Below are 22,464 nucleotides of genomic sequence, written 5' to 3' on the forward strand. Positions count from 1 at the left end.
ATGTTCACGATAACTTTGAGGAAAGTGGGGTAACGCGATGAATCCTATCGATCGTTCACCTTATAAAGACGATGACATAGCCGTTATCGGCATAGGGCTGCAAATCGCCGGTACGGACAACTTGGAGGAGTTTTGGGGAATATTCGAAAATAATATCGACTGCATCAGAGATCTGCCGCAATGCCGCCAAGACGACATGGAAGATCTTGCTCAACTCTATTCGCTTATGATGCCGAACCCGAATGGCCGCATTTCCTATAATAAAGCCGGATATTTGGATCGGATCGACGAATTCGATTACGAGTTTTTCAAAATCTCACCGATTGAGGCGCAGGTGATGGATCCGATCCAGCGGATCCTGCTGCAAACGATTTTTCATGCATTCGATGATGCGGGATACACTCCGGACATGCTTAATGGGACAAAAACCGGCATTTTCATTGGTTACACGCCAGGCTCGATGAAAGATAATTATTCTACGAATATTTTTCATAACAATCCCGAGTTAATTAAATACTCCAATGTTGGCAATATGCCTTGCATGGTGCCTTCGCGCGCTTCGTACATATTGAACTTGAAGGGGCCGACGATGATTATCGATTCGGCATGCTCTTCCTCGCTTGTGGCCATTCATGATGCCTGTGTGAGCATTCAAAATGGAACTTGTACGATGGCGATTGCCGGCGGCATTCGGCTGCATTCTTTTCCTATCGCGTATGATGATATGAATGTAGGCTTCGAAACGGATGATAATAAAACGAGGACCTTCGATAACGCAGCCAGCGGAGCGGCCATCGGAGAAGGATCCGCCGTTGTCTTGTTAAAACCGTTGAAAGCGGCAGAAAAAGATAAGGATCATATTTATGCGGTCATCAAGGGGACGGCCATTAATAATGATGGCGCATCCGCAAGTATTACGGCACCCAATCCTGCCGCACAAGCCAGTGTCATACTGGACGCCTTGGAATCATCCGGCGTATCCGTTGAAGAGATCGATTATATTGAGACCCATGGGACAGCGACCGCGCTCGGCGATCCGATTGAATTTAGAGGTCTAACCAGCGCATTTGAAAAATTTACCGATAAAAAGCAATTCTGCGGACTTAGCTCATCGAAAAGCAATATTGGACATCTATATGAAGCGGCTGGGGTGGCTTCCTTTATCAAAGCGCTTGCGGCGATCAAGCATAAAAAAATACCGGGAGCAAGTCACTTCAATATACCGAATTTAAAAATCGATTTTTGTGATTCTCCTTTCTATATCAGCAACACGACCCGGGAATGGAAAAAGGATGGATTGCGAGTTTGCGGCATAAGCGCTTTCGGTATCAGCGGGACGAACTGTCATGTCATTGTGCAAGAATACAATAATCAATATGAGCCTGTGCAAGCGCCGGAAATCAACCTGCTTGGCTTATCGGCCAAGTCATTAGAAAGCATGGTTTCATTAGTTCATCACTATAAAGACTATCTCGATAAAAATGAAGTGGACGTGAACCTCTTTGCCGGCAATGCCAATCTGTACCGAGCTCATTATGCCAAAAGAGCAGCCATTGTTTTTTCGAGCCGCGATCATTTACTTGCTATTTTCAACCGCTTAGCCACGACCGACCCAAGTGAATGGACGACTATCGATGGCGTTTACTATGTAGACCAGCCCAATGAGTCAAAAGAAATTGATTATACTGAAATTCGCTCCGCGTTACAACGCTGCAACACCAGCTTGATGAATAAGGCAACCGGCAATCTGCATGCCGATTTCGGCTATTTGGCAACCATGTACAGTTATGGCGCCAAAGTGGATTGGCGCGCCCTCTACAAAGGGATGAAACCGAAGCATATTCCAATCCCTTATTATCCCTTCAAACCAACTCGGTGTTGGCTGCCTAAAAAAGAGAAAAAAAGAAGCTGGACCGAGCTGGCAAGCCGTTTGAATCCTGCGAAAAAAGAGGAGGAATCTGTTCCCGTTTCGTCTGATTTGTTCTATAAAAGGGTATTTGTCGAAGCCGATTCCATCGTCAAAAACCATGACTTGGGAAGATGCTTGGTCATACACCGGCAAGAGGATCCGATTGAAGCTTTACGCGAAAGTTTAAACCAACGATTTTTTGCTGTTGAAACGATGGGCATCGATATAGACGAATCGAAAAGAACGGGTTTTGAAAAATATTTCAACCAGTTATTCGGCGAGATCCCGTACAAGGACATTTCCCATATTGTGATCGCCGATTTGCATGGACAAAAAGAGAGCTGGTCGGCTGAGCAATTGCTCGATAGCCAAAAAGTACAATTGCTGAGTGTGGCAAGCCTTTATCGTGAATTTGCGAATTACGAGAATCGCTTGAAAGTTACGCCTCTTCTGAACCATTGCTTCCAAGTGACCGGGGACGAAGCGGATGTAAACCCAAATAGCTCCTCTCTGTTTGGGCTATGCAAGTCCTTGAACCGCATGTTCAAAAATATGACTTCCTGCTGCATCGACATGGATAATAAAACCGATTGGGCCAAGATCGCCGATGAGATTTGTGGCATTTCCAATAAGGATAGTGTCGCTTACCGGGACAATAAACGCTATTATGAGGGTCTGTACGAAGCGGAAATGGAGACGGACAACCAACGGATCGTCATTCAAGATGGCGGGGTGTATTTCATAAGCGGCGGCTTAGGCGGGATAGGCTTTGAAACGGCGATGGAAATGGCGCAGCGCGCAAAAGATGTGTCCCTGATCCTTGTCGGGCGTACCCGCCTGCCTGAGCAATCGGAATGGGAAACGATACTGCGAGCGAACCCGGAAAGTGACGTGGCCGAAAAGATCGGGCGTCTCCGCATGCTCCAGGCGAAATCAAAACATGTTGAGTATCATTCGGTCGATATTGCCGATGCGAATGCTTTGCAATTCGTGCTTCAATACGTCAAGACGAAGTATGGGAGGATGAACGGTGTCATCCACGGCGCTGGAATCAGTGGAGGCATTACATTCGATCAGCTCAATGAAGACCATATCACGAACATACTGAAGCCCAAAGTGATCGGAACTTATATGCTGGATCATTTCACAAGGGATCAGAACCTGGATTTCTTTGTTATGTTCTCAAGTATTTCAACCATTTTTAGCAGTGCCGATCTGCCGGGTTATATTGCAGGCAATATCTATTTGGACAGCTATAGCCATTACCGCAGCAGAGCAACCGGAAGCAAAAGTATTACAGTCAACTGGGCCACATGGTCTGAAATTGGCATGGCGGTAAAATCGAAGTTTACCATTGACACCCTATTTCAGACGATCAAGACGAAGGAGGCAATCCAGGCCTTATTTTCCGTGCTGCAGCAGGATAGCAACTCTGTCGTCGTGGCGCGATTAAATCTCAAAGATAAAATTTCGATGCTGTTAAAGACGTATCCAATGCAGTTATCCCCTAGAATTGTGGAAGCTCTGAACGAAAATGCAGATGCCGGCCACGATCGCAAAAGCTCAAGTCATGCCAACAATCATGAACAGTATGGGAATGTGGAAGACACGCTCATCAAAGTATGCTGCAAAAATCTCGGCTATGATGAGATGAATGTCCATCATAATTTCTTTGAGCTGGGTGCCAATTCGATTTTATTGTCCATTATTTATAAGGATCTGAATGAGGTGTTTCCTGGGGTATTGCAGGTCACCGATCTTTTCTCCTACCCGACGATCAGTTTGTTGGCAGAGCATATAAGCAATCAAATGGCTTCACCCATCCATCCATCCTGTCCGGAGCCGGAAGCCCAAGCTGCTTCACTCCCAAGCCAGGACACGATTACTGTTGCACCGATAACGGTCGAAGCTGCCTCTTCTGAAGCGAATATATCCGAGTCCGCTGCACCGGGCGCTGACATTAAGCCGCTGGAAGCCGGAACGATGGAGCAGGATGACGACAGTGTCGCCATTATCGGTGTCGGACTGGATCTTCCGGCCGGTAACGATTTGCGCAGTTATTGGGAGGTTCTTATTAATGGCATCAACGTAGTAAGGGATATACCGCCGGAGAGATCGGTTGATATTACGAAGCATCTGCGGGCGCGCAGCTTCAGTGAAGAACAAATCAAGTTTCGAAAATGCGGATACCTCGATGAAGTGAACAAATTCGATCATGCTTTTTTCGGTATCTCTCCGCGCGATGCGGCCTTGCTTGATCCGGTCATGCGTCTCTTTTTACAATGCTGCTCCAATGCGATCGATGATGCCGGCTATGGCGCAGATGGCGTGAAGGGCACGAATACGGGCGTATTTCTTGGGTATACGGCCAATATTGGCAATGCGTATAATCGGCTTTTATATGAAATGGATCCGAAGCTGTTCAATGATGCTTTGCCGATCGGGCAAGTGAGCATGACCGCCAGCAGAGCCGCGTACGTGTTCGATCTTAAGGGACCTAGCATGGTCATCGACACGGCTTGTTCGTCCTCCCTGGTTGCCTTGCACATGGCGTGCGAGCAGATTCGATTCGGCAAATGTCAAATGGCGTTAGCTGGAGGAGCATCCATTATGGCCATTCCTCTAGCGGATGGAACCGGAATCGGTTTTGAATCCCCGGAAGAAAAAACAAGAGCCTTTGCTGATCATGCCAGCGGTTCGGCCATTGCCGAGGGAGTCGGGGTTGTTCTGCTCAAATCACTGAAGCAGGCGCAAAAGGATGGGGACTCCATCTATGCCGTGATTAAAGGAAGTGCGATTAATCAGGATGGAAGTTCGTTCGGCATTGCCGCTCCGAACTACTTGGCGCAATCGGAAGCCATCCAAAAAGCCTGGGACAATGCGGGCGTGACGGCTCACGATATTAGTTATATCGAAGCGCATGGCACGGGCACACAGCTAGGCGATCCGATAGAGATCAGGGGAATTCATAACGCATTCGAGGCATTTACCGACCACAAACAAATATGCGGCATCGGATCGGTGAAAACCAATCTAGGCCATGCGAACGAAGCGGCGGGGATGTGCGGCTTATTCAAATGCATACTCTCGCTGCAGCATAAGCTCATCCCGCCTACACTGCATTTTCAGGCGCCGAACCAAAATATCGACTTTATCCATTCTCCTTTATATATTGTAGACAAAGCTACCCCGCTTCAGGCAAAAGGAGAAAAGGCGATTATCGGGATAAGCGGATTTGGAATGAGCGGAACGAACGCGCACATTATTTTGGAAGAGGCGCCCAAGGCGGCGACTCTCGCGAAAACGAGCCGTAAGCATCCGTTCATCTTTACGGTATCGGCCAGAACGGAAAAAGCCGTATTTCAATTAGTCCGTCGCTATCGAGCTTATTTGCTTGAAAACACGAACGTCGATCTGATGGATCTCACCTGCACGCTCAATCGGGGAAGAAAGCATTATTCCCATCGATTAGCATTTATCTATCATCATCAACATGAGCTGCTAACCAAGCTAACGGAATTGGCCAAGTATGAATCCTTTACGCAAATTGCGAATGACTGGTGCCGCTGCGGCTATTACTCGATTGTTCCTGAGAGCAAGAAAGAGAAATACCCGCATGAGATCACTTCGAAGGAGCAGCAAAAGTTAAGCGATGACGCGAATGCGTATTGCGCCAAAGCGGATAAACAGAATGGCGCCGAACTGCAGTTCATTATCAACTGCTATATTAAAGGCGCAACCGTCAGATGGAGCGCCTTATATAACGAACCGTATCAGAAGCTCCATTTGCCGACTTACCCATATGCAAGAAACCATGCCTGGTATCCGATACCGGTCAAAGAAGCACCGATGCCTCAGGAGAAAACGGTATATGACCATTTCTTCCACCATAAACGCTGGGTAGTTCAGGATGAAGTTACGGTTACCTTGCCGCCAACAGAGGAGACCTGGGTACTGGTTCATTGCGATAGCCATGGCACCCCCCTTCTTGCCCGCCGACTGAGAGAAGAAGGCGTAAGAGTGATTGAAGTATTTGCGTTGCATGATGGATTTACACAAATCGATCAGGATACGTACCGCATCGGGAACAATGCTGACGATTTTAAGGAATTGTTCTTGCAGCTGTCGGATCTCCCAATCCGCAAGATCGTACATGTCGGCGCTTATCGGGATGATGATCCGGGCAGCGTCAATGACATGTATCAGGAATTCGAATACGGCTTCTTCAATGTGGTTCATTTGGTCAAAGGATTGGTAAAAGCGCGTCTGGATCAACCTGTTCAGCTCATTCTTGTCGCATGTAATGCGTATCGAATCTCGGGAGAAGAACAACGGCTGCTGCCACATCATGCAACGGTGTTAAGTCTCGGCAAAGTGATTGAACAAGAGAATCCGAATATCAGCTGCCGCGCCATTGATACGGATAGGGATACCGATGTGGGGCAAATCATTGGCCAACTGTTTGCGGATCATCAGATGTATTTGATTGGCTTGCGCCAAGGCACAAGTTATGTGGAGGAGTTCGATGAAGCGGAGATTCAACCGGAGACGGCAAACCGGATTGTACATGGAGGAACCTATATTATTACGGGCGGTACTTCCGGAATTGGCATTCAAAATGCAAAACTGTTCAGCGAACAGGCCAATTGCAATCTTATCCTGTTAAGCAGAAAAGGATTTCCTGATGAATCTTTATGGGAAGCTTATGAGACGAAGGAAGGTTATAAGGAACAGATTAAAGAGTTCAAACAGATGAAGAAGAACGGTGCTGCGCTGGAATTTATCGCTTGCGATGTTACCAATGCGGATGATGTGCAGACTATGCTTGAGGCCGTACGTACAAGGTATAAAAAAATTAACGGCATCGTCCATTGTGCCGGCGTCATTGAACCGAGCTTCATGTTGAGAAAGGAAAAGGAGAGCTACCTGTCTGTCTTTGCGCCAAAAATAACGGGAACCTGGAACTTGGCGAACTTGACGCGTAACGATGATTTGGATTTTATGCTCCTGCACTCCTCCAATGTGACCGATGCGGGCGAACCAGGGCAAAGCTGTTATATGGCGGCAAACGCATTTTTGGACGCGTACACCGATTACTTGAATGCGCAAGGAAGACATACGTATACCGTGAACTGGGTCGCCTGGAAAGAAACGGGCATGGCGCATAAACAGGGCACAAATGTAGATACGGTTACGAAAGCAATCACCAATCGCGATGCCGTAAATGCGCTGAACCAGCTGCTCCGAAGCAAGCCGCAGCGTGTCGTTATCGGCCAGTTCAATGAACAGGTTGACTTGGTTCCGCTGTTGAAGCATAGCCGCAATGCGGTGGCTCCAAGCTTCACGGCGAAAATCTATAAAGAGGCTTATAAAAGGCAAATCGGTGATGCCGCAGCGCCAATCCTTGTCGAGCCAGCACCTTTACCAATTGTTCAAGAGGCGAGCCAGGCAAGTCCTTCCGGCAAAGAAATCAAATTGACAGGAAAGATGGAAGGGATTTACACCCCTGTCGAAAAGCAAATCGGAAAAATTTATTGCGACATTCTGGGATATGAAGAAGCTGATATTTACGAAGGCTTTTTTGAAATGGGCGGCGACTCCATCTTGCTTACGGAGATGCACGACACGATTGATAAGCTCTATCCCAATATCGTCAAAATCGCGGATTTGTTTGAATTTGATTCCATACACAGTCTGTCCGAGTACATCACTCCGCGAATCCCGCATGATGAAGCTGAGGAAAGCGTTGAAAAGGCAGAGGTGCATAACATAAAACTGAAAGGCAATGTGGAGGGCATTTATACCCCTGTCGAGGGAAAAATCGGCCAGATTTACGGCGAGATTTTGGGATACGATGAAGTAGATATTTACGAAGGCTTTTTTGAAATGGGCGGCGACTCCATTCTGCTGACGGAAATGCACGACACGATCAACAAGCTGTATCCGAACATCGTCAAAATCGCGGATCTGTTTGAATTTGATTCGATTCAAAGCCTGTCCGAGTATATTACTTCGCGAATGGAAAGGATGGAAAGCGCGGAAAAGAACAACGCAAAAGAGGATGCAGATCGGAAGCAAAAAGAACAAACGGACATCGTTTATTATGATATGAGCTGCCCGCAGGAACGGATTTATTTTGATTACCGGCTCAGCAGTCATAAACATGTCTATAATATAGGCTTTGTCTCTGACAAATCAGGCGATGAATATGAAGATCTGGTCGTGAATGTGAACAAATTTGTGGCGCAGTTCGATATGCTAAGAACGACATTTGCAACGGTTAACAATAAATTGGTGCAATGCGTCAACCCAATGCAGCCCGTCGAGATTGAACGTGTTCAGGTTGCTTCCACAGACGATATCGACTTTACACCGTATTTACACACGTTCAAGCTTAGCCAATACCCGCTGTTTCATTTGACGCTATTTGAAGCCCCTGATAAAAAGCTGTTATTCTTTGATATCCACCATATCCTGCTCGATGGCTATTCGACAACGCTCCTGCAGGAACAGATGGAGGCCTTCGGGAAGCAGAGCGCCAGTGATAAATCTTTGTGCCCGTACTCCAAGTATGTTGAATTTGAGAAGAACTTTTACGCAACCAAAGAATATGCCGAAATGGGGGATTACTGGAAAAATCAACTTCATGGCTTTGATTTTACCCATCCTCTCGCACGCAAAGATGCAAATGATACTTCCTTTGGCCATGCTTCCGCACAAGTAAGTTCTGACTTGGCCGGTGCGTTGCTGGCGTTTGCCAAGTCAAGAAATACGACGATTTTTAATATCTTTCTCAGCGCCTATGCTCTTGCTCTTCGTATGGTTACAGATCGAAATGATATCTCGATTGTAACGCCTATGCTGAACCGATATGAGCCGGAATTCAAACATTGCATCGGTGTGTTTACGAATGTAATACCGATTCGAGTCGAGATGAAGCCGCAGCAAACCCTCGACGATCATATTAAAAATGTAACAAATAAAACAATAGGAGGAATTAAAAATCAATTTTATCAATATAACCATATCATCAGGGATTTCAAAGGATCCGATGTTCAATTCCATTTCTATATGGACTTTGAAGATAATTCATTGAAGAAGTTCAGAGAGACGGAAGATATCCCTTATGCTGTGAATATTCCGAAATTCACGTTAGATCTGGAGGTTAAAAACCTGAATCAGATCTACCATATTTCCGCCTCGTATAAAAAGAGCTATGTAAGTGATGAAGAAGTGACAGCAATTCTTCATTGGTTCATGAAGAATTTACAAGAGATTTTTACGAATGACAAGTTACATCATACGTTAGACAAATTCATCGAGCAATTCAAAGCTGGCGAGGTGCAGTCGGGAAGTGTCTAGGCCGCTCGGACGCACGGAGATCATGCAGGGATCTAAGTCTCTGCGTGATCTTCGGGGGCGGCCGCACTGAAGATGGGCTCTCGTTCTGTTGCGGCACATGCGACATAGGAGGCCAAAGGAGTGCAAATCAATATTTTAAAAAATCTGATGGATTTGTTTACAATCATTTTTCTAAACCATAAATTTTACATCCTGATCTCCTTATTTTACATCATCAGTCATGCGATAGCCCCATTTATCACCATTGTTTACTTTAAATATTTGTTCGATGCGATTCAATTCCATTATGGGCTGCCGTACATCGTCAACATTACGCTATTGATGCTGGCTTGCCAGTTGATCATCACGAATGCGCAAATCTATGCCAAAAGCGCAACGACACTGCATTCCAAATGGCTGCTCGTTCCCTTGACGGCGATGTTCTGCAAAAAATCTATCGAAATGGATTATAAATATACGGAGGATCAATCCATTATCCGGGAAATGAATCGAGCTTCTTTTGTGTTGGCTAACGGCGATAATTTAGAAAAATATTTGGCAGCGGTCAACGGCATTTTTGTCGCGCTCCTGCAATTGACTTTCATTACTTATTTAGCCACCTTGTCGAATCCATACCTCATTTTGATCGTACTGGCTGTATCGATGTTGAATACGGCGATCAGTTTACGCGTTCAGAACAAAAATTATCAAATTCATAGAGAGTCATTGCCCGTTGACCGAAAGTGGCGATATATTATCCAACTCGCTACCGAATTGAAATTCGCGAAAGAGGTTCGATTATTTAGCCTGACCAACTTCGTGACCCGAAAAGGGGATGAAAACAGAAAAGAATACTTCTCGCTATTCGACAAAATCAATAAAAATGAAAGAAAAGGGCTGCTGCTGAATATAGGCATTAATGTCGCCCAAGAAATCGCCATCTTGGTTACGCTCGTGTATTCCGTCATTTTCAGGGGACTCACCATAGGCAACTTTGTTGTGTTAATGAATGCGGTAAGACAATTCAGCGACAGCTTTCGCGCCTTATTTGACCATATTATCAATTTGTACACGATAAATAATTACATCAATGATTTCTTTGTTTTTCTCAGACGCAAAAGCGAACTGAGGGAACATTCAAAACAGATTGTGATAGAAGCGGGAGCGCCCCCGGGGAGATTTGAATTCGTCAACGTTTCTTTTCACTACCCCAACGATCCGAGGTATATTTTGAAAAATATAAATTTGACGATCGAACCAGGCGAATGTCTTGTTATCGTAGGCGAAAATGGAGCAGGCAAGACAACGCTCATCAAGCTGTTGATGCGGCTGTATGATGTAACGTCCGGAGCCATCCTGTATAACGGCGTGAATATCAAAGATTATGATTATGACAGCTACATGAATGTTTTAGCCACTGTATTTCAAGACTATAAAATATTTGCCGTCAGCGTGTACGAAAATATCACGTTTAAGGATGCAGAAGAAGATGATGTCGCGGTTCATTCCTTATTGGAGCAAAATAATCTGTCAGCAAAAATTCAATCGCTTCCTCATAAAGAAAAAACGGTCTTGTCCAAAAGGTTCGACCGGGACGGGATGGAGCTCTCGGGAGGACAAGCGCAGCGAATCGCCTTTTGCCGGGCCATGTATAAGCAGAGCCCTGTCATTATTTTGGATGAACCGAGCGCCAGCTTGTCTCCGATCGCAGAAAATGAGATGTATATTCATTTTTCAACCATGATTAAAAACAAGACAACCCTTTTTATATCCCATCGTTTGAGCAGTTCATCGATCAGCGATAAAATTTGCGTGTTGGATAACGGAGAAATCGCAGAATACGGAACCCACCATGAACTGATTAATCGAAACGGACTATATAAAGGGATGTATGAAATACAGTCTCAGTATTATAAGGAATCAGTGTAAAGAACGGAAGGTTGCCTGGAGGGAAGCGGATTGGGGACATTACGGGATAGAGCCAAAGAACTAATCATGTATTTCCATAACATTTTTCTTCTCTACAGCAAGATATGGAGATTCGATAAAATTTACATTGTGAATACGGTGTTCATCATCGCTGTGAAAGCGATACATCCCTTTAACAGCATCATTTTCTTAAAGCTCATTGTTGATGAGTTAACGGCCAGCGCAAGATGGACGCACGCGCTTCTCTATATCCTTCTGATGTGTCTCATCGAATTGACGCTGCGCGCCATAGATGGTGTGTTCTGGACATACGAGCAGAAGAAAATAATCCAATTTAAAACGATGTTCCTGCAAGAAATTAATCGAAAAACGATGTCTTTATCCTTCCACCAAATCGAAGATCCCCAAATCATGGACGACAGACAAAAAGCGATGGAAATTTTTTATCCGGGGCAAGCCCATTTTATGGATTTAAAAAACACGATTATCGATTCCAAACAGCTCATCTCCAACACCTTTCAGTTTCTTGGCGTCATCGGTATCCTTGTCACACTGGAGCCCTCTATTTTCGTCATCCTGCTGCTGACCTATGTGGTTAGTGTCATCTTAAATACGATTGCGGCAGATAAGGAATTCAATGTGTGGAGCCATTCCCTCGTCAATATAGGGCGCCGCATCGGCTACTTTCAAGAGCTCTCCACTGATTTTGCGTACGCCAAGGAGATGAGAATCAACCAGTTGGGGCAGTGGATCGTAGATAAGATGAATTACTATTTCAATCACATGAAAAAAGATGTAACGAAAGCAGTCAACTCCTTTACAATCATGGGCATTGTTTCCAATACATTGCAGGTTATCGTGAATGGATCGGTCTATTTGTTTATCGGCTGGCTCGCCTTTAGAGAAGTCATCTCGTTAGCGGAGGTTGTCGTCTACATAACCAGTTTAGGCGTCTTTGCATCCGCGTTGTTCGGCATCTCATCCTGCATCATTTCCCTGCAAAAAGCCGGCATGCATCTATCAACCTACTTTGATTATTTGCATACCGTTTCTTCTCATGAACCGGCACCGGCGGCAACGGATGTGCCAGAGATCGAATTCGATGCGGAACAGCTTGAAATCGAATTGATCAATGTATGGTTTAAATACCCGCAGCAAGAGCACTATACGATTAAAAATTTGAATCTCACCATATTGCCGCATGAAAAACTAGCCATCGTAGGTGAAAATGGCGCGGGCAAAACAACGCTTATCAAGCTGCTGCTGCGGCTGTATGAGCCGTCAAAAGGACAAATCTTGCTCAATGGCATAGACATCAACCGAATTCGCTTTGACTCTTATATGAAATTAGTGACGGCCGTGTTTCAAGACTTCAATATTTTACAATTTTCATTGCGCGAGAATATCGTGTTTGATCGCGAGGCTAAGGAAGGCGACATTTCAGAGATAGTCAGCGATCTGAGTCTTGGCCAAACCATCGATCAGCTGCCGCAGGGCATACATACCGAGCTCGGCCGTCTTTTCAGCCAGGAAGGAATCGAATTATCGGGCGGGCAGCAGCAAAAGCTTGCCATTGCCCGGGCGTTGTATAAAAATTCTCCTTTCATTATTTTGGATGAACCAACGGCCATGTTATCGCCAAAGGCCGAATATGAAATCTATTCTAATTTTGCCGGCTTAACCAAAGACAAAACAACGGTTTACATTTCACATCGCATGTCCAGCTGCCGGTTCTGCCATCGTATTGCGGTCATGAGAGCGGGAGAACTGGTCGAATTGGGGAACCACGAGCAATTAATGCGGGAGCAGGGCGAATATTATAAATTGTATACGACGCAAGCTGAATTTTACAGAAGGTTAGAAAGCCAGCCTTCATAAGAATAAGAGGTGGGAGAGAATGAAGACGGCATGTCTCTTTGGCGGGCAGGGGTCCCAATATATTGGGATGGGACAGGAGTTTTATGAAGCGGATGAAGATTGCCGCCGCTTATTTCACATCGCCAGCGAAGTGATGGGCTACGATATGGCGGAATTATGTTTTTACGGAGACGAAGAGACATTTCAGCATGAAATCTATTCGCTGCCCAGCATGCTCACGATTGATTTATGCGCATTCACGCTGGCGGTCAAGCAAGGATTTTCTTTTCAGGCCTTGGCCGGCTTCTCGCTCGGCGAATATGCCGCCTTGGCGGCGGCGCAAGTGGTCTCTGTACGCGATTCGTTCGAGTTGGTCAAGCAATTGGTCGCAGCCTCCCATTCCGTGCTGCAGGAGGGCTCTTATAGCATGGCGGCCGTGAATCTGCCGGCCGAGATGTGCGATATGATGTGCTCCCATATCCATAGCGGCTACGTAAGAGTGGCCAATTACAGTTCCAAAAAGCAAGTGACTGTAGCCGGCAACGGGAAAGGGATCGAGGCTTTCCGTCAGATTGCGAGCGAATTCGGAGCCAAGGTGATGCCTATTAACGTCAATCGGCCCTTTCATTGCAAGCTGATGGAGCCTGCCGCGGCCATTTATAAGGAAGAAATACAAAGCTTCTCCTTCAATGATCCGATCATTCCCATCTATATGAATGTGACCGGCGAAATGGAGACCAATGCGGATCAAATTAAATTAAACGTCGTACAACAGCTGTATTCGCCTGTCTTATGGGTGAATACATTGGAAAATATGCAGGTCGCGGGCATAGAACGATATGTGGAATGCGGGCTGCGAAGCGTGCTGTGCCGAATGGCTAGAGATACGCTGGGAATTGCGAGAGAGCAGACGGTGTTTTTACGCACGGGCTAATCCCGGTTGGGCCATGGCTGGGCAAAATGGAAGTGAGGTGGATTGCTTGTTATTCGAAAAAACAGAACCTACGCGAAATGGTGTGAAAAATAGAACCGTATACCGATTATTCGAAGAAATGGCCCGCAAAGTTCCTCACTATACGGCCATTACGTGCAAAGATGAAAGGATTACATACGCTGAATTAGGGAATAAAGTGAATTCGATTGCCGCTGGCTTACGAAGGGAAAAGGTGAAGAAGCAAGATACCGTTGCCCTCATGATGAGAAGATCGATTGACCTGATGGCATGCATGCTGGCCATTCTCAAAGTGGGCGCCGCCTATCTTCCCATTGATCCGGAATACCCGGAACGGCGGAAGAATTATATGCTGACCGATAGCCGTGCCTCCTTCTTATTAACCCATTCAGGGATGGAGTCCGGCGGGGAAGCTGCCGAGGATAAGGTAAAGGTACTCTATATCGATGAGCTGTGCACGGCCAACCCGGAAGACAATGAAAATGGATGCGAAGAACCGGCAGCGGATGATTTGGCTTATATCATCTATACATCGGGTTCGACCGGCCAGGCGAAGGGCGTCATGATTGAGCACAGGTCGGTTGTCAATTTTTTTGATGGGATGGCCGAATGCATTGATTTTGCGGAAGGCAAGAAGATCCTCGCCTTAACGACAATCTCATTTGATATTTTTGTGCTGGAAGCGCTGCTTCCTTTGACTAGAGGGTTGACCGTCGTTATGGCAGATGAGGATATGCAAAAAAATCCGAGATTGCTGGCTGATTTCATCCGGCATCACGACATTGATATGCTGCAAACCACCCCATCCATGATGCAATTACTGGCAAGCCACAATAAAGAGCCGTTCGACTGTCTTCGCGGCTTGAAGGAAATCATGATCGGCGGGGAAGCCTTCCCCCAATCCTTATTGGACCTTATGCGAAGTAAGACAAGCGCTACAATTTATAATCTGTATGGACCGACAGAAACGACAATATGGTCTACGGTGAGCGATGTCACCGCGAAAAACAAGATGGATATCGGCAAGCCTATCCTGAATACGCAAATCTATATTATGGATGACAGCAATCATATGGTGCCCGCCGGCGAAGAAGGAGAGCTGTGCATCGGAGGAAGCGGCCTGGCCAGAGGATATTTGCATCGGCCGGAGCTTACGGCGGAGCGGTTTGTTCCGAATCCAATGATTCCCGGCGAGCGAATGTACAAGACCGGAGATCGGATGAAGCTGCTGCCGGACGGAAACCTGCAATATCTCGGAAGAATCGATAATCAAGTGAAAATAAGAGGGCACCGGATCGAAGTAGAAGAAGTGGAATGCGCCTTGATGGAACATCCGTCCCTGCAACAGGCCGCTGTGGCCTCGTGGCAGGATAAAGAGAATCATAAATATTTATGTGCCTATTTTATCGCCGATCATGAACTATATCCGGGAGCTTTGCGGGAGTTTTTGAGTCACAGTCTGCCTGATTATATGATCCCTTCCTACTTCATTCGGCTTGAGCATATGCCATACACGCTTAACGGGAAAATAGACAGAAAGGCGCTGCCTTTGCCTGAAAAAATACAGCCCGCCAACCAGGGGCAGTTGCCGGATCAAGCGGGAGAGCATACGGATATCCTCTCCAAGATCAAGGCAATCATCATAGCGAATGTAGAGATTTCGATTTCCTTCGAAGAGATCGGTCTGCACCGTCATTTATCCGACCTGGGCATTCACTCCATCACCTTTATTAAAATGATTGTTGCGTTAGAGAGCGCATTTGATTTTGAGTTTGCAATCGAGGATATTGACGCGTCCAAGTATGTTACCGTACAAGATTTGGTTACGTATGTAGAAAGCAAAGCAACGATGAAGAACTGATCCGCAAGCTGGCGCCGATACGCCGGCTTGTTTCTTTTTCGGGAACACTTCCCTGGAGCAGGCGGGACAAGACAAAATTCCCCCTCTCGCCGAACAATCGAACGAAGCGCGCCGCGCGGCCGGACATCTCGCCCCCCAAGTCCGCACAGCCCGGCGCCGTCTTGCCCGGCCGTACCCGCTACAATAGAAGATAAGAGGGCAGCGGCATCGCTTCCTCTATTTGTGAAAGCGCTTGCTTTGGGGGCATGGCAAGACAGAAGGGGGAAATAGGAATGAAGCTTGCATTTGATATACGTACCGTGCCGTTCAGCCGTTACGGATCCTTTTTGGCGATCTCTTGGCTGCCGGCGCGCCCGGGACAGGAGGAGGGCGTCTATATCCGGACGGTGCGCGGCGGGGATACGTCCGCGGGAGCGGCGTTCCGCATCGAGCTTATCCGGGACGGAGAGAGCCTGGCCTTCACGTCCCGCGCGACGCCGGGATTGCTGGAGCTGGAGAGCGGGGACGGCGGCCGGGTGGAGCTGTGCATCGATGCGGCCGATCGGATTCGCCTGCGCGCGCGGCATGTCGGCCTGCGCCTGACCTTGGCGGGAGGAGACTACGACTATGCGATGGCGCGGCCGGAGGGACGTTGGGAAGTAAATGATTTCCGCAACGAAGTGCGCTTCATGCTGACGCCGCTGCAGGGGACGCTGTCGATGGACTCGCCCTGGCGCAGAACCCGCTGCGAGTATATCGCGGCTGCCATGCAGCCGGACGGTTCGGAGGCCGCCGAGCTGCTCATCCAGGAGTACCGGACGGTATGGGAGAAGCCGGCCGGGCTTCCGCCGTTCGCCGACAGCGTGGCGCGCACGGAGGCGGAGTTCGCCGCTTGGCTTGGCAAGACGCCGGCGGTCCCGTCCGCCTATGAGGACGGCCGTCTGCTGGCCGCTTATATTACCTGGTCCTGCGTCGTTCCGGCGGAAGGGTATTTGCCGCGGCCGGCCATGTATATGTCCAAGAACTGGATGACCAACATCTGGAGCTGGGATCATTGCTTCAACGCGATGGCGCTCATTCGCGAGCAGCCGGCCTTGGCGTGGGATCAGTTCATGATCTTCTTCGATCGCCAGGACAAGAGCGGGGCGCTGCCGGATTTCATGAACGACAAATACGCCCTCTGGAACTGCTGCAAGCCGCCGATCCACGGTTGGACGCTGTCCTGGATGATGGAGCGCAGCGAGTGGATCGGTCCCGGGCAGCTCCAGGAGGTGTACGGGCCGCTCTCCCGGTGGACCGAGTGGTGGTTCCGGTATGGCGACGATGACGGAGACGGCATGCCGCAATACAGCCACGGCAATGACAGCGGCTGGGACAACAGCACGATTTTCCACGAGCCGGGCGCGGTGGAGAGCCCCGATCTCGGGGCCTATCTCGTGCTGCAATGCGATGCGCTGGCCGAGATCGCCCGCCGGCTGGAGCGTCCGGAGGAGGCGGCGGCCTGGAGCCGGCGGGCGGATCGGACGCTGGAGCGGATGCTGGCGCATTGCTGGCGGGACGGCCGCATGACGGCCGTGCGCACCGGCACGCATGAGCCGGTCGGCGAGGACAGTCTGATCGCGTGCCTGCCGCTCGTGCTCGGAACTCGGCTGCCACAGGAGATCCGCGCGGCGCTCGTGCAGGCGCTGGCGGATGAGCGGCGCTTCTTCACGCCGCACGGCTTCGCGACGGAGAGCATCGGAAGCCCGGCCTATGAGCCGGACGGCTACTGGCGCGGCCCGATCTGGGCCCCGGTCATGATGCTGCTCGTCGACGGATTGGCTCGCTGCGGCGAGGCAGAGCTGGCCGCCGAGGCGGCGCGCCGCTTCTGCGATATGGCCGCCCGCAGCGGCATGGCGGAAAATTTCGATGCGCTGACGGGGGAAGGGCTGCGCGACCGGGCCTTTACATGGACATCGAGCGTCTTCCTCATGCTGGCCCATGAATATGCGCGGCCGCGCAGGGAATAGAGGGAGAGGCGGCCCCCTTAAGGCGAAGAGGGCCGCCAAGGCAGATCTGGAGCGGCAGGAGCCGGCTCTTTCGTCCCTGCGATACAGGATTCGATACGCTTGACTTGGAAGGAGACACGCCTTTTGCACCAGGAAAATCGTGTGTCTTTTTCTCTTGTCCTATCCTTGATATAGTTAGGACACACATTACAACATCGCCGCGACACCGCAGAAGGAGGATTGCTATGGCCCGTATCCCGTTCCTGTCCCGCATCCCTTGGCCGCGGCGCAATCTGCGCGTCAAGCTGGTCGGGCTGTTCCTTGGGGCGGCCGTCTTGCCGCTGTTCACGCTTGGCCTGCTGTCCTATTTCAAGTCGTCCGAGCTGCTGCAGGAGCAATTCGGACGCTACGGGTCGAATTCGGTGACCCAGCTTCAGCATCAATTGGACACCGAGCTGAATCATCTCCAGCTGATGGCCGGCTACATTCAATCTTATCTGCTGAACCCGGCCCGACGCGTGCTGTATACCGAGATCCCGTCGACTTACGGGGAGCTGAAGGATCAATATGAGCTGGAAGATATGCTGAATGCGCTGAAGACGGTGAAGGATCGGGGGATTTTCATCGTCACCGAATCCGGTTATTTTTATGGCGAGAACACTATCGATACGAAGCTGCTGTTCGCCGAACCTTGGTGGCAGGCGATGCCGCCCGATTACAATGGCGAATATTGGCCCGGGCTGTACACGTCCCGCCATTACAAGAAGGCGGACCCGGAGGAGCGGCTGCTTGGCCTGGTCGTTCCGATCCGCAACCAGAACGGGCCGCTGCGGAACGGGCGCATCCTGCTGGAAATGAAAGCGGATAACTTATTCGCGCTGTTCTCCTCCTTCGAGAAGGATACGCATGCCATGCTGACGATTACGAATGGCGCGGGGCGGACGATCTACCGAACGGCGGGGGCGGAGGCCGCCGAGCCGGATGATATGATATGGAAGACGAAGCTGGCTTCGAACGACTGGATGATCGAAGCCCGGATGCCGCATGGCCAGTTCTATCAGTCGACCGACGTCATCCGATCGTATACGGCGATCGGGTTCGTGCTGTCGGTGCTGCTGGCCCTGCTGCTCGGTTATTTGTTCTCTTCGACCGTGACGAAGCGAATCAAGCGGTTGAAGGAGTCGATGCTGCTGGCCGGCAGCGGCAGGTTCGGCACGCGCCTGCCCGTGCGCGGCGAGGACGAGCTGAGCGTGCTGGCCCACAGCTTCAATCGGATGGCCGGACAGCTCGAAGAGCTGGTCGAGCAGATTACGGTCAAGGAGAAGCTGAAAAAAGAAGCGGAGCTGCGGGCGTTTCACTATCAGATCCATCCGCATCTCTTGTTCAACACCTTGAATTCGATTCAATGGAAGGCCCGGCTGCATGGTAATGAGGAGATTCGCCGCATGCTGTATCATCTGACGATGGTGCTGGAGGGCGGGCTCGATCTCGCTCAGGAGCTGGTCGCGGTGCGGCGGGAGCTGACCGTGATCGGGCATTTCCTGGAGATCCAGCGTCTTCGCTATGAGCATGAGTTCCGTTATGAGACGGACATCGATGCGTCTCTGCTCGATTATGTGATGCCGCGCATGACGCTGCAGCCGCTGTTCGAAAATATTTTTTTCCACGCGTTCGAGGACGGGCGGGGAGTCATTCGTTTGGCGATTGCGGAGCAGGGGGACGATCTCGTGCTGACGCTGTCCGACGACGGCAAGGGCATGAGCGAGGAGCGCAGGCTGGCTCTGCTGGGCGAAGCGCCGGATCGGCGCAAGAAGCGGGGCATTGGCGTCTACAATGTCGATCGCAAGTTCAAGCTGCATTTTGGCCCGGAATACGGATTAACGGTGAGTTCGGAGCCTGGGCGCGGAACCGATATGGTCCTGCGCTGGCCGAAGCGACAGGAGGAGAATCTTCATGGAACAGAGGATGCCGATTAAAGTGCTGATTGCCGACGACGAAAGCATTGTCCGCAAAGGATTAATGGCTACCGTGGATTGGGCCCAGTACCATATGACGGTCGTCGCGGATGTGCCGAATGGGGTGCGGGGGTGGGAAGCCTTCCTGCAGCATCGGCCGGAGGTCATCATTACCGATATCGTCATGCCGGAAATGGACGGGATTGCGTTGGCCGAGCGGATTAAGGCAGAGTCGCCCCAGGCCAAAATCCTGCTGCTGAGCTGCCATCGCGATTTCGAATACGCCCAGCAGGGGATTCGGATTGGCGCTTCCGGCTATTTGCTGAAGACGGCATTCGAGGACAGCGAGCTCGACTACTATTTGCGCAAATTCCAGGCGGAGCTGGAAGCGGACCCGGAGGCGCAGCCCGAGAGCGACGCCGCTGGCTGGGAGGCCGCATTCTATGCGTGGCTGTCCGGCTTCGATGGCGGCTTCCGCGCCGAGCTGGAGCGGTGCTGGGCTTCCTGGCGGGTGAGCCTGCCCTGCACCGTCTATGCCGCGAAGGCGGAGGAAGCGGCGAATCCGTGGAGCGGGCTGGAGGCTCGTCTGCCGCAGCCATGCGCTGCGCTGCCGTGCGGAGCCGGCCGGCGCTACTACACGGTCTGCGCCGAGGCCGGGGAGCGGATGGAGCGGATATTGAACGACGAGAAGCAGCGGAACGTCTCGCTTCATTGGCATCGTCTCGGGCCGCTCCAGGGGGGGCTGGACGACTGGCTGCAGGCCCTCGTGAAGCTGCACCGTGAGGCGGAGCTGGAGCGGCGCTATGGCCTGCAGCCGCATACTTGGCCGGAGACGATCAGCGAGGCGGTGCGCCTCGTCGCCGGCGATCTGAGCGAGCCGTGGTCGGCCAGCGACGTCGCGCGACGCGTTGGCTTGAGCCGCAGCCATTTCAGCATGCTGTTCAAAAAGACCGTCGGCGAGAGCTTTCTGTCCTTTTTGTACCGGATGCGGCTCGATGCCGCGATGGATCTGCTGTCATCGACGGATCTGACCCTGCAGGACATCGCCGAGCGGATCGGCATGATCGATGGAAAATATGTCAGCAAGTGGTTCAAACGCTGCTGCGGAGTCACCCCTTCGCAATACCGGGCCGAACAGAAAGGCGAATCGCGCAAGTCATCTTGACCCATGAACGGGCGGAAAGGGCGCCATTCGAACAAAATGCCCCCTGGCGCCTGACAGCAAGCGGTTTTGAAAACGCTTTATTTTTTCTAAAGTGGAGATAGCTTTAAATACGTGTTCAAAAAGGCCGGTTTTCAATGAATGCAAGATTCGATGCCGAGTTACTTCATTGTATCCCTTCGTGATCAAAAGCGGACTTTTTGAACTACCTCTAGTTAGTAGAGGACATTATCGAATCAGGGGGAGAACACATGACGACAAAACGCTTGTTGACAGCGGTGCTGGCCGCGATGCTTGCCGTCGCGCTCGGGGGATGCGGCGCTTCGGGCTCCGGCGGAGGCGGGGAGGCCGGAGAACAGAAGGTGCTTCGCTTCGCGACCTGGGATACCGGAGACAGCCTGAAGGTGCAGGAGGATATCGCCAAGGCGTTCGAGAAGGCGCATCCCGGCGTGAAGGTGCAGGTGGAGCCGTACGCCGACGGCTTCGATCAGAAGCTGGCGGCCTCGTTCGGCGCGGGTAATCCGCCCGACGTGATGCTGATGTGGGATTTCCCGACATATCATGCCAATCTGGAGCCGCTGGACGAGTATATGAAGAAGGACGAGAATCTCGGTCTGGATGACATTTACGACAGCCTGTTCCATTATGTGAAGGTCGATGGCCAGACGTACGGGCTGCCGAGCGGCTTCACGACGAGAGCGATGTACTATAACAAGAAGCTGTTCGACGAGGCGGGCATTCCGTATCCGAAGGACGGATGGACCTGGGATGAGTTCAAGAACATCGCGAAGAAGCTGTCCCACCCGGAGAAGAAGCAGTATGGCTTCGGCCTGCGGGCGACGAATGACCCTTACGATCTGCAGGGCATCGTCTGGAGCAACGGCGGCAGCTTCGTCAGCGAGGACGGCAGCCAGATCGACGGGTTCATGAACGGGCCCGAGACGGCCGGCGCGATTCAGCTGTTCGGCGACCTGCTGAAGGATAAGGCGGCGACGCTGGTCGGCGGCAAAAATCAGATGAGCGGGGAAGATGTGTTCAAGGCCGGCAAAATCGCCATGTGGGAAAGCGGCGTCTGGCCGCTGGACGGCTTCAAGGAAGCGAAGGTCGATTTCGGCACGGTCGAGATGCCGGCATTTCCGGGCAAGCCGGTCAAGGGCATCGTCGCCTTGAGCGCCGTCTCGGTCGCGAAGCAGTCGAAGCAGAAGGAGCTCGCCTGGGAGTTCACGAAATACTTCATCTCGAACGAAGCGATTAATATGCGCAGCAATTCCGACCTGCCGATCCGGAAGAGCATCGTTCAGGAGAAGAAATTCGACCAGGATCCGCTGTATGCGCCGTTCTACCGGATGCTGGAACGGTCCGACATGACCCCGTCCTTCCTGCTCAACAAGAACTGGAAGCTGGTCAACCGCTATTTGTCGACGGCGATTGACTCGGTCATGCTCGGCCAGGATGCGAAGACGGTGCTCGACCGGGCGGTGGAGGATGCCTCGAAATATGTAAATCAATAAGACAGGCGGGGCCCCGGCAG

9 protein-coding genes are annotated in these 22,464 nt (G+C 50.5%); all 9 read left to right on the top strand.

The annotated features are described in order from the left end of the window. The first annotated feature begins 37 nt into the window (after positions 1 to 37). The 9 genes from NNL35_RS13060 (at position 38) to NNL35_RS13100 (ending at position 22,444) form a co-directional block, all read left to right on the top strand. The gene (locus tag NNL35_RS13060; RefSeq protein ID WP_254553391.1) at positions 38 to 9,271 is read left to right on the top strand and encodes an SDR family NAD(P)-dependent oxidoreductase; all 9,234 of its coding nucleotides are present in this window, start codon (positions 38 to 40) and stop codon (positions 9,269 to 9,271) included. Between the two features lie 120 nt (positions 9,272 to 9,391). Further along, positions 9,392 to 11,179 carry an ABC transporter ATP-binding protein gene (locus NNL35_RS13065; protein ID WP_006675277.1) on the top strand — a complete coding sequence of 596 codons (1,788 nt, stop codon included), beginning with the start codon at positions 9,392 to 9,394 and terminating at the stop codon, positions 11,177 to 11,179. Positions 11,180 to 11,308: 129 nt separating this feature from the next. Further along, entirely contained in the window at positions 11,309 to 13,057 is a 1,749-nt protein-coding gene (locus NNL35_RS13070) for an ABC transporter ATP-binding protein (protein ID WP_254553392.1), read from the top strand. A gap of 19 nt (positions 13,058 to 13,076) precedes the next feature. Beyond that, entirely contained in the window at positions 13,077 to 13,970 is an 894-nt protein-coding gene (locus tag NNL35_RS13075; protein WP_006675279.1) for an ACP S-malonyltransferase, read from the top strand. A gap of 118 nt (positions 13,971 to 14,088) precedes the next feature. Next, the gene (locus NNL35_RS13080) at positions 14,089 to 15,849 is read left to right on the top strand and encodes a non-ribosomal peptide synthetase (RefSeq protein WP_254553983.1); all 1,761 of its coding nucleotides are present in this window, start codon (positions 14,089 to 14,091) and stop codon (positions 15,847 to 15,849) included. A gap of 272 nt (positions 15,850 to 16,121) precedes the next feature. After that, on the top strand, positions 16,122 to 17,837 hold the full coding sequence (locus NNL35_RS13085; protein WP_254553393.1) for an amylo-alpha-1,6-glucosidase: 1,716 nt from the start codon (positions 16,122 to 16,124) through the stop codon (positions 17,835 to 17,837). A gap of 224 nt (positions 17,838 to 18,061) precedes the next feature. Next, complete coding sequence (locus NNL35_RS13090; RefSeq protein WP_006675282.1) at positions 18,062 to 19,792, top strand: sensor histidine kinase; 1,731 nt, start codon at positions 18,062 to 18,064, stop codon at positions 19,790 to 19,792. Beyond that, positions 19,770 to 20,936 carry a response regulator gene (locus tag NNL35_RS13095; protein WP_006675283.1) on the top strand — a complete coding sequence of 389 codons (1,167 nt, stop codon included), beginning with the start codon at positions 19,770 to 19,772 and terminating at the stop codon, positions 20,934 to 20,936. Before NNL35_RS13090 ends, NNL35_RS13095 begins: the two co-directional genes overlap by 23 nt. Positions 20,937 to 21,184: 248 nt before the next feature. Continuing rightward, on the top strand, positions 21,185 to 22,444 hold the full coding sequence (locus NNL35_RS13100) for an ABC transporter substrate-binding protein (RefSeq protein ID WP_006675284.1): 1,260 nt from the start codon (positions 21,185 to 21,187) through the stop codon (positions 22,442 to 22,444). The last annotated feature ends 20 nt before the right edge of the window (positions 22,445 to 22,464 follow it).

The sequence above is a fragment of the Paenibacillus dendritiformis genome (assembly GCF_945605565.1).
GTDB lineage: Bacteria > Bacillota > Bacilli > Paenibacillales > Paenibacillaceae > Paenibacillus_B > Paenibacillus_B dendritiformis_A.

What these genes read in the sequence shown, in the direction of transcription:
- NNL35_RS13060 (WP_254553391.1), top strand. Translation starts at nt 38, where the DNA reads ATGAATCCTATCGATCGTTCACCTTATAAAGACGATGACATAGCCGTT.
- NNL35_RS13075 (WP_006675279.1), top strand. Translation starts at nt 13,077, where the DNA reads ATGAAGACGGCATGTCTCTTTGGCGGGCAGGGGTCCCAATATATTGGG.
- NNL35_RS13080 (WP_254553983.1), top strand. Translation starts at nt 14,089, where the DNA reads ATGGCCCGCAAAGTTCCTCACTATACGGCCATTACGTGCAAAGATGAA.
- NNL35_RS13085 (WP_254553393.1), top strand. Translation starts at nt 16,122, where the DNA reads ATGAAGCTTGCATTTGATATACGTACCGTGCCGTTCAGCCGTTACGGA.
- NNL35_RS13090 (WP_006675282.1), top strand. Translation starts at nt 18,062, where the DNA reads ATGGCCCGTATCCCGTTCCTGTCCCGCATCCCTTGGCCGCGGCGCAAT.
- NNL35_RS13095 (WP_006675283.1), top strand. Translation starts at nt 19,770, where the DNA reads ATGGAACAGAGGATGCCGATTAAAGTGCTGATTGCCGACGACGAAAGC.
- NNL35_RS13100 (WP_006675284.1), top strand. Translation starts at nt 21,185, where the DNA reads ATGACGACAAAACGCTTGTTGACAGCGGTGCTGGCCGCGATGCTTGCC.